11 protein-coding genes are annotated in these 14322 nt (G+C 61.9%); 7 read left to right on the forward strand and 4 right to left on the reverse strand.

Features of this window, described 5'->3' with window-relative positions:
• Positions 1-3: 3 nt before the first annotated feature.
• Positions 4-1215, reverse strand: coding sequence for a hypothetical protein (locus RBB32_RS11685; protein ID WP_306152886.1), 1212 nt, complete (start codon positions 1213-1215; stop codon positions 4-6).
• Positions 1216-1542: 327 nt separating this feature from the next.
• Between RBB32_RS11685 and RBB32_RS11690 the strand changes: the two genes are divergently transcribed.
• Genes RBB32_RS11690 through RBB32_RS11700 form a run of 3 tightly spaced genes read left to right on the forward strand, consistent with a single transcriptional unit; the run spans position 1543 to position 6408 of the window.
• Positions 1543-2559 carry an HlyD family secretion protein gene (locus tag RBB32_RS11690; RefSeq protein ID WP_306152887.1) on the forward strand — a complete coding sequence of 339 codons (1017 nt, stop codon included), beginning with the start codon at positions 1543-1545 and terminating at the stop codon, positions 2557-2559.
• Positions 2559-5282: a ribosome-associated ATPase/putative transporter RbbA gene (rbbA, locus tag RBB32_RS11695; RefSeq protein ID WP_306152902.1), complete on the forward strand. Its 2724-nt coding sequence runs from the start codon at positions 2559-2561 to the stop codon at positions 5280-5282. Before RBB32_RS11690 ends, rbbA begins: the two co-directional genes overlap by 1 nt.
• 4 nt (positions 5283-5286) lie before the next feature.
• Positions 5287-6408, forward strand: a complete 1122-nt coding sequence (locus RBB32_RS11700; protein ID WP_306152888.1) for an ABC transporter permease — start codon at positions 5287-5289, stop codon at positions 6406-6408.
• A gap of 479 nt (positions 6409-6887) precedes the next feature.
• Here RBB32_RS11700 and RBB32_RS11705 read toward each other — a convergent pair whose 3' ends face one another.
• From RBB32_RS11705 to RBB32_RS11715, 3 genes are read right to left on the reverse strand one after another with little or no spacing between them, the layout of a single operon-like run.
• A complete protein-coding gene (locus tag RBB32_RS11705) occupies positions 6888-7949 on the reverse strand; it encodes a response regulator (protein WP_306152889.1) in 1062 nt (353 codons plus the stop codon).
• On the reverse strand, positions 7946-9718 hold the full coding sequence (locus RBB32_RS11710) for a PAS domain-containing sensor histidine kinase (protein WP_306152890.1): 1773 nt from the start codon (positions 9716-9718) through the stop codon (positions 7946-7948). Before RBB32_RS11710 ends, RBB32_RS11705 begins: the two co-directional genes overlap by 4 nt.
• Positions 9715-10191, reverse strand: a complete 477-nt coding sequence (locus tag RBB32_RS11715; RefSeq protein ID WP_306152891.1) for a molybdopterin-dependent oxidoreductase — start codon at positions 10189-10191, stop codon at positions 9715-9717. Before RBB32_RS11715 ends, RBB32_RS11710 begins: the two co-directional genes overlap by 4 nt.
• A 205-nt stretch (positions 10192-10396) precedes the next feature.
• On the opposite strand from RBB32_RS11715, the gene RBB32_RS11720 reads away from it, so the two are divergent.
• The 4 genes from RBB32_RS11720 to RBB32_RS11735 all read left to right on the forward strand — a co-directional run.
• The gene (locus RBB32_RS11720; protein ID WP_306152892.1) at positions 10397-11380 is read left to right on the forward strand and encodes a hypothetical protein; all 984 of its coding nucleotides are present in this window, start codon (positions 10397-10399) and stop codon (positions 11378-11380) included.
• 42 nt (positions 11381-11422) lie between these two features.
• Positions 11423-12172: a hypothetical protein gene (locus RBB32_RS11725; protein ID WP_306152893.1), complete on the forward strand. Its 750-nt coding sequence runs from the start codon at positions 11423-11425 to the stop codon at positions 12170-12172.
• A 74-nt stretch (positions 12173-12246) separates the two neighbouring features.
• On the forward strand, positions 12247-13251 hold the full coding sequence (locus tag RBB32_RS11730) for a DUF3137 domain-containing protein (protein WP_306152894.1): 1005 nt from the start codon (positions 12247-12249) through the stop codon (positions 13249-13251).
• Between the two features lie 58 nt (positions 13252-13309).
• A partial coding sequence (locus RBB32_RS11735) for a VWA domain-containing protein (RefSeq protein WP_306152895.1) occupies positions 13310-14322 on the forward strand: 1013 nt, incomplete at its 3' end.

The raw sequence follows: 14322 nt of genomic DNA on the forward strand, positions 1-14322 counted from the left end.
CGCTTACGGCGCCAACGCGTCAGAGCCCTGCACGATGATCTTGGCAATCCCCGGTCGGGCCGTATTACGGTGCGATTCCAGGGGATTGCTGGCAAGCCCCGCATATGTGGGCGCGTTCGAGACGATCACGTTGGTCAGGGCAACATCCAGCCTTGGCCCCAAGTACGAGGTGGTCAGCGGATAGCCGAACATGTCGTTCGGATCGTAATAGACCACCAGGGAAAGCGGGCCGCTGTCGCGCCGCGTATTGCGCGCGGCGTTCAGCACCTGAAGGAAATCATCAAGTTGGTTCGATACCTCGGGCGGTGCGGCCTGCTGCGCGGCGAGGTTGGCCGTTTGATAGGCACGCTGGTTGCGCGTCGTACGCGTGGCATCATCCGGCGCAAGGGCGGTGTCCAGCAAAGGCAACTGATGGGTGGCAAGGTGAATGGCCTTCACCGGGCCCAGTGCGCGGGCCTTGCGCGTACCGCCCGCCCCGTCATCCAAGGCAAGGAAGGCATCCAGAACCACCTTTGCACCAAGGCTTTCCGGCACCAGCATCACAGGCGTGTCCGAGGCCCCCGATAGCCCAAGGCACTTGACCGTTTCGGAGGATCGCCCCGTGTTGCGCCCAGAAATCCGCCCGCCCATCAATTCACACAGCGCTTGGCGCATGTTCTTGCGCACTACGTCGCCACGCGGGCCGGTATAGGCCACCGCATCGACGAAGCACTCGTTCATCAAATTGTCTTTCAGGGTTGCGTTCAATGTGCCCCGTTGCGGAAGTTTGCCAGTCGAGTCCGCGATCTGCACGCTATCGATCTCGTCGCGGGCCTTGTCGAATGTCTCGCCCCACAACAGGAAGGACATGTCATAGGTCACGCCGCCCTGTCCTTGCATGGTCATATCAATGCGCTGGACCGCGCTTTGCTGGCCGGGGATGTCGGGGTATTCCTTGGTGGGGGTATAATCGCGCGGCGCAAAGCTTGTGTTGCCAATCGCCTCGGCAATCAACCCCGCGCGTTTCGCAACCCAGTTGTTGGCGCCGTAATACTTGTGAAAGCCCGAACACATGCCATGCGCCATGACCACGCGCACCCGGTTGGTCTTGGATTGGGTGGCCAATGTCATCGCCCCGGGAAACACCTGTTCGCCAACCACATCGGGCGGGTCGTAAGGCGTGGTGCATCCCGCAATCAGCGGGATCAACAGCAAAAGGCAGGCTAGGCGTTTCATTTGGTCGATCCCCCCGAACTGTCCCGGTCCTACAAGCATTCCGGATTTTTCGGCGTTACACAATCTTGAATTGATCTCTTTGGGGTGCGCACAGGCATGAAGGTTCTCATCCGTCGCCGTATCGGGCAGCGCCGCATGCCTTGCATCTTCGCGCCGGCGTTAGCCCTTGCGCCACAGGTCGCACACTGAGCGCTTACAATTCTGCTGGCACAATCTATCCTCATCGCAACGAAGCTCCCGTGACGATTCGCCTGCTGTCGGTTGACGAGGAGACTGTCATTATTCGCTGCGCCAAACCGTTTGCAGTCGCACAGTCGGAGTTTGCTGATGAAGTACCTACGCCCCCTGGTTGCCTTGGTCGGTGTTCTTGCCGCCCTTGCCGCGATTGCCTGGTATGTCTGGGATCAGAGCACTGGTGGCCTGCCAAGCGGCATTGCCAGTGGTAACGGTCGGATCGAGGCCGAACAGATCGATATCGCCACGCGCACACCGGGCCGTATCGACCGTATCCTTGTCAGCGAGGGCGATCTTGTCGAGGCGGGGCAGGTTCTGGCCGTGATGGACACGCGTGAGTTGGAGGCACAGCTTTCCCGTGCCCAGGCCGATGTGGCCAGTGCCCAAAGCCGCGTGAAAGAGATGCAGGCCATGATCGCACAACGCGAGGCGGAACTGGCACTGGCCGAAGAAGAATTCGCCAGGGCGCAGCAACTCGCCGAACGCGGCGCCACCTCTCAAGCCGTAGCCGACCAGCAGGAAACCCGGCGGGCCTCGGCGCAAGCTGCGCTGAACGCTGCAACGGCCCAGTTGCACACCGCCCAAAGAAGTGTCGAGGCAGCGGCGGCGCTGGTACAGCTTTACGAGGTGCAGATCGCCGATGCCACCTTGCTTGCGCCGGTCATGGGGCGTGTCCTCTACCGTCTTGCACAACCCGGCGAAGTCTTGGCAGGCGGTGGTCGTGTGGTGACCTTGCTGGACCTGAGCAATGTCTACATGGAGGTGTTCCTGCCCGCCGATCAAGCCATGCTGACGGCGATAGGGGCCGACGCGCGTGTGCGGCTGGACAGCATACCCTACGCGATTCCGGCCTTCGTCAGCTTTGTCTCGCCAGAGGCGCAGTTCACGCCGCGCACGGTTGAAACAGCCGAAGAGCGCGCCGACTTGATGTTCCGCGTCAAGGTGCGGGTGCCCGAGGAACTGGTCATGCAGCATATCGAGCTGGTGCGCACCGGCCTGCGAGGCATGGCTTATGTGCGCCTCGCCGGTGCGGAGGATGTGCCATGGCCAGCGGATTACGTTGGCCGGCCCATTCCCGCCGAGGCACCAGCCCCCAGCGGCACCGAGTGATGGGCGCCGAAGCCGCTGCCGTCGCGCGGGTTGCGGACCTGCGGCACCGATACGGCGACACCACGGCGTTGGATGGTGTCAGCCTTGATTTGCCGCCGGGCCTCATGCTGGGGCTGATCGGGCCCGATGGCGTTGGCAAGTCCACGCTTCTGGGTTTGCTGGCGGGCGCGCGCGAGATCCAGAGGGGTCGCGTGACGGTTCTGGATGGGTCGATGGCCGACAATGCGCATCGCGAGGCTGTGTTGCAGCGCATCGCATATATGCCCCAGGGGCTGGGCAAGAACCTCTATCAGGAACTGAGCGTTCAGGAGAATCTTGACTTCTTCGGACGTCTCTTTGGTCATGACGGCCCGGAACGCCGCCGTCGGATTGACCGGCTGACCAGGGCAACGGGGCTTGATCCGTTCCTGAACCGACCGGCGGGCAAACTGTCGGGCGGGATGAAGCAGAAGCTGGGCCTGTGCTGTTCGCTGATCCATGATCCCGATTTCCTGATCCTCGATGAGCCGACCACCGGGGTCGACCCGCTGTCGCGTGGCCAGTTCTGGGATCTGATCGACGAGATTCGCGCCGAGCGGCCCGGCATGAGCGTTCTGGTTTCCACCGCCTACATGGAGGAGGCGGAGCGGTTCGACTGGCTGGCGGCGATGGATGCGGGCCGTATTTTGGCGACAGGCACGCCACAAGACTTGCGCACCGAAACCGGCAAGGAGGATTTGGAATCTGCCTTTGTCTCGCTTTTGCCTGCCGACAAGCAACACGCGGACGGCCCTTTGGTGATCCCGCCCCGCGAGACCCGGCCCGGCGGGCCCGCCATCGTAGCCCGGAACCTTACCCGGCGCTTTGGCGATTTCACCGCTGTCAACAACGTCAGCTTCGAGATCGAGCGCGGCGAAATCTTCGGCTTTCTCGGTTCCAACGGCTCGGGCAAGACCACGACGATGAAAATGCTGACGGGATTGCTGTCTGCCTCGGAAGGCGAGGCATTCTTGTTCGGGAAACCGGCCGACGCGAGCAATATCGAGACCCGCAAGCGCGTCGGCTTCATGTCGCAGAACTTCTCGCTCTGGGGCGAGTTGATGGTGCGCCAGAACCTGACTTTGCACGCACGTCTGTTTCATATGGAAGGGACGGTCATTGCCGAACGCATCGCCGAGCTGTTGGCAGAGTTCGGCCTTGACACACAGGCCGACGCCTTTGCCAAGGATTTGCCGCTTGGCCTGAAGCAACGCTTGTCGCTGGCTTGTGCGGTGATCCATTCGCCCGACATGCTGATCCTCGATGAGCCGACCTCGGGCGTGGACCCGGTCGCACGCGACGAATTCTGGAATCTTCTAGTCCGGCTGTCGCGGCGCGATGCGGTGACGATCTTCATCTCGACCCATTTCATGAACGAAGCATTGCGCTGTGATCGGATCAGCCTGATGCATGCGGGGGAAGTGCTGGTCTATGACACGCCGCAGAATCTGGCCGAGGGCGGTGGGTCGGAGGGGCTGAACGAAACCTTCATCCGCTATATCCGGCAGGCGAGCGGAGACACCGAACCAAGGCAGGCCCTGGCGACCCTCACCGAAGATGCCCGCCCGCATCGGCGCATGGGGGCGGGGCTTACCCGGTTGCTGGCCGTCAGCCGCCGCGAAATGCTGGAGGTGATGCGCGATCCGATCCGGCTGGCCTTTGCCTTTCTCGGCTCGATGATCCTGATGCTGATGTTCGCCTATGGTATCTCCACGGATGTCGAGGATCTTTCCTATGCCGCCTTCGATCAGGACCGCACCCCCGAAAGCCGCGCCTATCTGGCGAATTTCGAGGGCTCGAAGATCTTTGCCGAGCAGCCCGAGGTGCAAAGCGCGGATCAGTTGCGCGAACGGATGCAGGCGGGAGAGATTTCGCTCGCCATTGAGATACCTGCCGGCTTTGGTCGGGCGCTGACCCGTGGTCAGCCGGTAAGCGTCGCGGCCTGGATCGACGGTGCGAATACCACGCGCGCATCGACCATCGAGGGGTATGTGCAGGGCGCGCATGCGTCATTCATGAGCAACCGGATGATCCGTGAAGGGCAGGTGGCCGCCACCCCGCTGGTCAATATCGAGCCGCGCTACCGCTACAACCCCAGCTTCGAGTCGCTGCCGTCGATGGCGCCCTCGGTGCCCGCGATCCTGCTGATGCTTTTCCCTTCCATCCTCATGGCTGTCAGCATCAGCCGCGAACGCGAGATCGGCACGATCACCAATTTCTATGTCACCCCCACGGGCAAGCTTGAATTCCTTCTTGGCAAACAGTTGCCCTATGTCGGGATCGGTCTTGCCAACTGGCTTAGCCTGACCGCGATGGCGGTTTTCCTGTTCGGCGTGCCGTTGCAGGGCAGCGCCGCGGCATTGGCGCTGGGCGCGCTTGTCTATGTCTTTGCCTCGACGGGGTTCGGACTGATCATCGCGGTCTTTACCAAAAGTCAGGTCGCCGCCGTCTTTGCCACCACCATCATCGCGATGATGCCGACGGTTCAGTTCTCGGGCCTTACGCAGCCGGTCGAGACACTGGAGGGTTTCGCGCGGATCATGGCGGCGCTTTGGCCCACCAATTACTTCATGCAGATGAGCGTGGGGGCGTTCAACAAGGCGCTCACCTTCGGTGAGCTTTGGCCGAACATTTTGCTGATCGCCGCCTTCACGCCGGTCTTCGTGGGCGTCGCGGCGCTCCTGCTCAAGAAACAGGAGGCCTGAGACAATGCGCTGGGGTCTCAATATCTTCTGGCTGATGGGTAAGGAGTTGCGTGTGCTCTGGCGCGATCTGGTCCTGTTGTTGCTGGTCGTCTATTCCTTCGGGCCGGGCATGTATATCGAAAGCTCCGGCGCGGGCGAGGCGATCAACAATACCGCCGTGACATTCGTGGACGAGGATCGCTCCAGCCTGTCCCGTGCGCTTCAAACCGCGCTCTATCCGCCCTATTTCCTGCCCCCTAACGAGGCAGGGCCGGACGAGGTCGAAAGAATGCTCGACTGGGGCGAGACGACATTCGTGGTCGTCGTGCCGGCAGGGTTCGAAGCGGATGTGCGGGCCGGGCGGTCCCCGACGTTGCAGGTCAATATCGACGCGACCAAGACGATGCAGGCCAGCATCGGCACCGGCTACCTGACCTCGATCCTTTCGGGCGAGGTTCAGCGTTTCGCGGCGCGCGCCGATCTGGTGGAAAAACCGCCGCTCGACCTGGTGGTGCGGCGCGCCTACAATCCTGCGGGCAACAATGTCTGGCTCTCGGCCATTTCCGGCCTGCTTAACCAGCTCTCGATGCTGACCATCGTGCTGACGGGGGCCGCGCTGATCCGCGAGCGGGAACATGGCACCATCGAACATCTGTTGGTGATGCCGATCTCGGCCTTCGAGATCGCGCTGGCCAAGATATTCGCCAATTCGCTCGTGATCTTCATCGCCTTTGTCTTCGCGTTGTTCGTGATCGTGCAGGGCGCGCTCGACATTCCGTTTGCCGGGTCCGAGGCGCTGTTGATTGCCGGTACCGTGATCTATCTGTTCGCCGCCGCCTCAATCGGCATTCTGCTGGGCATCTTGGCGCGCACCATGGCGCAATTCGCCTTGCTGATCATGCTGGTCATCATGCCCATCATGATCCTGTCGGGCGGCATGACGCCCATCGAAAGTCAGCCGATCTGGCTGCAACCGCTGACCTTCCTGCTGCCGTCGCGGCACTACATGGAATTTGCGCAGGCGATCACCTATCGCGGTGCGGACCTGGCCATCGTCTGGCCGTCGTTCCTGTGGACGTTCCTGCTGGGCGCGCTGTTTCTCGGCGTCAGCCTGATCCTCTTCCGCCGTTCGGTCTCGGGCGGGTAGATCAATCGGCCTGCTTGGAGCATGCGCCTTCGAGGCTTATGGTAACATTGCACTCGATTTGCAGCTTGTCTGACCTGTCAACAAGAGCGGCCTGTCACCTGCGGCATGGATCGGTACAGGATCACCGATTTGGTCCATGGTACCAAAAATGAGATCGGTGGAAACGGAGCGGAATACAGCAAGTGATTGAAAGGTATAGTAAAATGTCCGTCGCCCCGATGATGGATCCTAGAGACAGCTTATTTTCATCGATTGTCAGATGCTTAAGCTGAGATTCCGTATTTGAGCGAGGCCAAGGTTTGCGATTTCCGCCGCAGGCGAAACGTAACTATGTCTACTCGAAAGTCAGAGGGGTTCTGGGACTGAGCTGCCACGCGAGGGGTAGTGAGTTTTACTGGTTTGGCAGGTGGCCGCCTGAAGTCAGCGCGGAGACTTCGGTGGCTGTGGGACGCACGCAAGCGGAAGAAGATTTGCAAGAGCTACGTGAACGCGTCGGACTTGATCATCATAGGACCGGCGAGGATCAGCGCTACGAGGTCGGCCTGCCGGTTGGTGCCGGTTTTCTGAAACAGGTTGCGCATGTGGAAGGCGATGGTGGTTTGCGAGACGCCCAGCTCCTCGGCGACGTTGACCGTACGGGCGCCGTTGGCCAGAGCGCCGGCGACACGCGCCTCGGTCGGGGTCAGGCCGAAAAGGTCCATCAACAGCGTTTCCGGCGCGCGGCTGCGGCGTTCCGGGGCGGCGAGGAACAAGGCCATTGCGGGCGCATCTGGCGGGTCGTTTTCCTGCGCCGGCAAGGCGCAGGCCAGCGATGAGAGCGCGCCTTTGCCGGTGACGCTATGCAACTGGATGCCGACCACCTTGTCGTCCCCTGCCTTTGCTGCCTTGAGGGTCTCGTACATGGCGCGACGAAAGGCGCGACCTGACACCTGGTCCAGGGGCGTTACACCTTCCCCCTGTATCCGGAAGCAGTCGGCGGTGGTGGCCAGATCGTAAGCGGCGCTGTTGGCGTGAAGCAATCGTCCCGCGCCGTCGAGCAGCACGACGCCCAATGCGACGAGGTCGAGCACCTGAACAGCCCCCTTTCCCGACAGCCCGGCAAGCGCGCGTCGCAAGGTTGCCAGTTCGTCGTGATGGTGCTCGCGGATGCGTTCGACCTGCCGCAGGCGAGCCCCGATCGTCGCCAGCATCAGATCGTAGTCGATCGGTTTGACGAGGTAATCATCGGCGCCGAGGAGCTTGCCCTCGACGACCTTCTGTGGCTCGGAGAGGGCGGTGAGAAAGACAAAGGGGATTGTCGCCAGTTCGGGGGGCATCTCGCGCAGGGATTCAAGCACGCCGTAGCCATCGAGACCGGGCATCGAGATGTCGCAAAGAACCAGATCAGGCGTGGCATCCGAGAGTTTCCTGAGTGCGGCCTCGCCATTGGCCGCCTCGATGGCGCGATAGCCGGATTCCTGCAATTCCTCGACGATATCGCGGCGGAGCGCGTCTTCATCCTCGATCACGAAAATCAGGGGCGGATCGGTTGAATCTGTCATGCCGCGCTCGGTTTGAAACGGGGAAGGGATATACGAAAGGTCACGCCGTCAGTGTCCGGTTGCAGGAAGAGGTCGCCGCCTTGCATCCGCGCAAGCGTGCCGGCCATGAACAGGCCGAGCCCGGTGCCGGCGCTTCCGGTGCTGTTCGTGCCGCGGTAGTTGCGATTGAAGATCAGGTCACGCTCGTTCTCGGGGATGGGATCGCCTTCGTTGTGCACATCGCAGAACAGGTTTTGCCGGTCGCCATGCACGCAGACCGAAACCGGTGATCCGGCAGAGGCGTATTTGACCGCGTTCAGGAGCAGGTTTTCGAGTATCTGTTCCGCATGGGCCGGGTCGCAGAACACGGTATCGTCGTCGTCCGGTGAGGGAAGAATACGGATCTCGCGGGCCGGATCGGCGTCGCGCTGTCGGGTGCAAACCGTGCGGACGATGTCGTTCAGAGCGCATCGCATGCGCTGCGCCCCGAGCTGGCCCGCGTCCAGCCGGGCGACGTCCAATGTGCTTTCCACAAGCCGCGTCAGACCGGCGATCGCGTTGCGGGCGCGGTTGGCCCTGTCCACGACCTCGTCCGAGTCCACGCTGGGGCCGCGACGGATCAACCGTTGCAGGGCGGAATCTGCCACCGCAAGCGGGGTGCGGAACTGGTGCGAGACCATAGCCGCGAAGTTGCGGTAAAGATCGGCGGCGGAGCGTTCACGCCGCAGCGCGTCGTCAAGATCACGCGTGCGCTCGGCTACCAGGTCCTCCAGGCGGTCCCGATCTTCGGCGTCCCGCTTTTGGGCCGCGTGGCGGTCGGTGGCGTCGTGCAGGAAGAGGATTGCGCCGATCACTTCGCCGTCATTGCGCATGGGGAAGATTCGCAGGTCCACATAGCGGGGTTCGGTCTGCTCGTCCCGGAAAAGGGGCTGGAGGGCGAGTTCGGAAGAGTCGCCTTCGAATGCCCTGGCGATGCCGGCCCGAAGCGGGGCGATGCCGAAGAAGCCCGCAAGCTCGGCCAGCGGTTGGCCAGTGGCCTGTTCCGCAGGTTTCCCGATCAGGCCCGCCATGGCGTCGTTCCACAGGGTACAGCGCCCGGCGCGGTCGACCGCCAGGATGCCTTCGCCGCTGGATGAGATCAGCAGCGCCGAGAAATCCCGGGATTGCCGCAGCATCAGGTTGCGCTGATGGGTCTGGCGCAGGGCGACGGCCAGCGTGGCTGCGAGGATTCCGCCGGCCCCCATGATACCGATCAGGGACAGGATGATCTGGCGAAGCTGGGCGCGATAGGTTTCGAGCCGGCCGCCCAGATCGTTCCACTCCGCGATCATCGCCTTGTTCGCCGCGCGCCCGAAAATCCTGGCCGCGGGCTTCAGCGCTTCCCGCAGGCGCGCCCCTTCGCCCGGAGAAAAATCGGCGGCGACCGGCGTCATGGTTTCCAGCGCCGCGGCGATTCGGTCGAGTTCGTCATCAAGGGCGATCTCCTCGACAAACCGGCGCTGCGGGCCGTCATTCAATATGGCGACACGACTCTTCAGAATATCGATGCGCAGGGAAAGCTCTTCGATATCGGCTTCGCCCAGCCCGACGAGGGCCGCCGTTTCGGTCAGGCGGCGTGCGGCGACCTCGCTCTGGTGGAAGACCCAGAGCATGTTCTTTTCCGCCCCGACCCGCATGGCGTTCTCGACCTCGAGCATGCGGATCAGGGAAAAGGTCAGCAGCACCGCGAAGACAAGGACCGCGACAAGGGGCAGAAGCAGGCCGAAGGCCAGGTTGCGGAACCGGATCATTGCACCTCGAGCCGAGAGAGTTGCCAGACCCAGCGGTAATCGTAGCGGATGTCCTGCAATGCCTCGTGCTGGTCACGCGGATACACAATCCAGAGCGGCCCCTTGTCGTCGCGCTGCAAGGGCTTGCCGTCCATTCTGTAGGCCACGATCACGTCGAACTCGCTGAAATCCGACATCGGGATCTCCACCACGTAATCGTTCAGCGCAGAGGCGATGACCAACTCGCCCTGGGCCCCCAGCCGGTCAAGCAGATCGCGCATGAGGAACCCGGTGAAGCTGTGCGTGCCATCGGTGACAACGGTGGATGTTTCGAGTGTCACTTGCGGCAGCTTCTGCAGGGCCTCGCGGTCGAGCTTTGCCGTGCCGTCGGTGATGTCGCCGGTGACGTCCAGAATGATATCATCCTGACCGGCGAGAGCGCCGCCGCCGATCAGCATCAACGCAGCCACCATGCGGGCTGTTCGTTTCAGCATATCTTACTCTCCTTGGTTCGTGCTTTACTTCACCAGACGCAGACCTTTGCGCAAACCCTTATCTTACAAATAATTGGGCTTCCCCCTCTGAATGAACGGGGCGCAACGGGGAAGTTTGACCGACCCTCACCCAAAGTCAGAATCAGGCGGCCGGTGGAAACCTTGGCCCGAAACCGGCGGGACCCTGAACAGGGGGAAGGTGGATATGTGGGATTTTAGCCTTGGCGGCGCACTGGGGATGATGGCACGCACGATGCCCTTCATTCTACTACGCATGGCCGTCTATTTCGGCATCACGCTTGGCTATTTCCTTGTCACTGGCGCAGGGGCCGGGATCGGCTACGGAATTGGCGGTTTCGGGGATGAAGATTTCCGGGCGAGCACCACGATGTGGGGCGGTTTCGCGGGCTTCGGAATTTTCGGCGCGATCATGTACTGGGTGCGGGAATACATTCTCTACATCGTCAAGGCGGGCCATATCGCGGTTCTGATCGAACTGATCGACGGCAAGCAGATGCCGGAGGGCCGGGGGCAGGTCGCGCATGCGACCGCCGTGGTCAAGGAGCGGTTTCCGCAGGCCAGCGTTCTGTTCGCGATTGATCAGCTTATCAAGGGGGTCATCAAGGCGATATCCGGGCTGGTGCGAGGCATTCTAAGCATTCTGCCAATACCCGGGGTGCAGCAGATATCGAGCATCTTTTCGGCCTTCATGCGCGTCGCGGTCGGCTTTGTGGACGAGGTGATCCTAGCCTATGCGATCCGCACCAAGTCGGAGAATTCCTGGATGTCCGCGAAGCAGGCCTTGGTGCTTTACGGGCAGAACTATAAGATCATGCTGAAGAACGCGGCGTGGCTGGCGTTGATCGTTTACGGGCTGGGCTTGCTGGTATTCCTTGTAATGCTCGCCCCGGCGGCGCTTGTCGTCTACATTATGCCCGGAGCTTGGGCGGCCGGTGGCGTCGTCTTTGCGCTGCTGTTTGCGTGGAGCGTCAAGGCAGCGCTGCTGGAACCCTTCGCCATCGCCTGCATGATGCAGGTCTATTTCCGCACCATCGAAGGCCAGACGCCCAACCCTGAATGGGAGGCCAAGCTCGAGCAGATGTCGGGGAAGTTCCGCGAGTTGAAAGAGCGTGCCCTGGGGGCCGTGGGCACGGAGACGGCCCAGGACGGCGGCGCCGGGTCGGCGTGACGCAGTATGACTATACGCCCTCAACGAGTGACGGAGGATGTCTTGCTGATATTGACCAAGCGTTTGATCATCATGCTTTCCTTGCTTCTGGCACCTGCGGCCGCCTTGTCGCAGATGGACGGGCATGGGCCGGACGCGTGGGAGGTCACGGGCGTTGCCTCGAACGACACGCTGAATGTGCGCTCGGGGCCGGGGACGGAGCATCTGGTGATCGGCACATTCGCGCATGATGCCAAGGGATTGCGGATGACCACCTGCGTTCCGTTCCTGACACGGCAGAAATATCATGATCTGACAGAAACCCAACGCGCGAACCTGCCGCCCAGATGGTGCCTGATGGAAAACCGGAGCCGACGGACAAAGGGGTGGGTTTCCGCGCATTACCTGCAGGAGGACATGTCGGGCATGCAAGGACAGATGGACCCGCTCGTCGCCGAGGCACAGGCGCTTGTGCGTGATCTTTACAGCAGCTTCGAAACCACCAGCACAATGGCGGCCAATCCCTTTTCGCCGGGAAGGCGACAAGACTACTTCTTCGCGTCGATTGCGCCTCAGTTGTCGGGACGTGGCGCGGACCTGCTTTACGACGCACAGGATTTCCAGGGCGAGGTGACACGCGTCGCGCCTGACCCCGACCAGCCCATGCTTCGGGGTATGATCACCATCGAAGTGGATTTCACCAACTGGGGCAAGTCGCAGCATGCCGTCTTCCGGCTGCGCGCTGATACGGCAAGGCCAGACGCTCCGGTTCGCATTTTCCGGATCGAACATGAGGGTTGGCAGTTTCCATGATCTGGAGCCCTTTCCGTCATCCCAACCGGATTTTCAGAAGGGTGCAGTAACGCCCGAAGAACAGAGGTATCGTGATGACCACATTTACCGAGCACGCGGCCATCGAGACCGGCTTTTCCAAGGTATTCTCTGACCGAATTGTACCTCGTCTGGCCGAACTTGAGGACAAACGAAAAGCGATCTTGGCGGTGGCCAAGCGACAGGCCACCATCGCGTTGGCCGTCGGGGTGGTTTTCGGGCTTGTGTTCACGGCGTTCGGCGAAGGAACGGACGGGATGGGCGGCCTTCTTGTCGGGTTTCTCATTCCGGTTGCATTTGGGGGTGTCGCCGCGTTCCTCTTGTGGAAGCGGCAGGCCAGGAAATGGCGCGGTTCGGCAGCACAAACCGTGATGCCCGTCATCTGCGACTTCCTTGGCGACATGACATACGACCACGAGGCGCTGAGAGGGTTCGAGCTCGAGCGGATGCAAAAGCTTGGCGTGATCCGCCCTTACAGCGAAACCAGAATCCGCGACCGCCTTGAGGGGACTTATCGCGATACGCCTTTCGAACTGGTCCAGGCGGAGTTGTCTTCGGATTCGCGTCGGCACGGCGACAATTCCGCGAAGACGCATTTCAAGGGATTGCTGATGCGCATCGGTGTGCCCGAACCGATTTCGGACCGCATCCTGATCGCCCGCGATTTCCACGGGCCGGGCAACAAGCTGGCCGAGATGTTCGGCGGTGGAACCGGGCGCGACCTGCCGAAGGTGCATACAAGCCATGAGGCATTTGAAAATCACTTCGAAGTCTACTCCTCGAATCCCTCCGTTGCGCGTGATATTCTGGCGCCGGGCTTCCTCGACAGTTTCGTGAAGATCGCGGAGGCCGAGAGTGGCAAGCATGGGCCCGAGGGGCTGGAAGCGGGGTTTCACGAGGAGTCCTTCTTCATGGCGCTCAAGAGGGAAGACGAGTTCCTGCAGATGGGGGCCCTCACCCGCCCGGCCGACGAGATAGAAGAGGAACTGCACGGTGTCTTCGAGGACATCACCACCGTGCGCCGCATCATCGACCGCCTGCACGGAGAGCATCCGACATGACCGCATCGGGCATGCAACGGGCGGACAGATTCAGGAGACGACCAGAGAGGAACAGGACATGAAACAGATTGCCTTGCGCAGAGCTGCCCTTGCGCTTGCCGGGGGGATGGCGTTTGCCGCGCCCGCCAATGCGGCGGATGAGAACGTCATGATCGTTTTCGACGGGTCGAACTCGATGTGGGGCCAGATTGAGGGCACCGCCAAGATTGAAATCGCCCAGGGGGTGATGGACAACCTGCTGGGAGAATGGACCGAGGGCCGCAGGGTCGGGCTTATGGCCTATGGCCACCGGCGGCGCGGAGATTGCACCGATATCGAAACCATCGTCGCGCCCGGCGACGGAACCCGTGCTGAAATTCTCGAACGGATCGGCGGGGTCACGCCCACGGGCAAGACCCCTCTGACCAGTGCGGTGGAACAGGCAGCGACCGACCTTTCTTACACCGATACGCCTGCCACCGTGGTGCTTATTTCAGATGGGTTGGAAAGCTGCGACCGCGACCCTTGCGCGCTGGCGGAAACGCTTGAAAAGAGGGGCGTCGGGTTTACGGCCCATGTGGTTGGGTTCGGCCTTGGCGATGCGGATACGGGCGCGCTGTCCTGCCTGGCGGAGAATACCGGCGGGCAGTACATTGCGGCTGGCAATGCCGAGGAATTGGGCCGGGCGTTCAGCGCCGTGGCCACAGCAGTGTCCGAACCGCAGCCCGAACCAGAACCGGAGCCGGAACGTCCCGAGGTGATCGTCACCGGCCCCGATACGGCGCCCGCAGGGTCTCTCGTGCGGGTGGGCTGGGACAAGACCCTGGATAACAGGGATTACGTCACCATTGTGCCCGCCGGAACCGAGGCGGGGGAGTACGGTAATTACATCCGCGTGAAGGACAGGTCCGAGGGCGACCTGCGAGCCCCGGCCGAAACCGGTATGTATGAACTGCGCTACATGACCGACGAGGGCGACAAGGTGCTTGGCACCGCAGCCATCGAGATCACCGAGCCGGAGGTGACGGTGAGCGGGCCGGAAACGGCGCTGGCCGGTGAACTGGTTCCGGTGGAGTGGACCGGAACGGTGCA

Origin of the sequence: Roseovarius sp. MMSF_3281, assembly GCF_030733685.1 — a bacterium.
Taxonomy (GTDB): domain Bacteria; phylum Pseudomonadota; class Alphaproteobacteria; order Rhodobacterales; family Rhodobacteraceae; genus Roseovarius.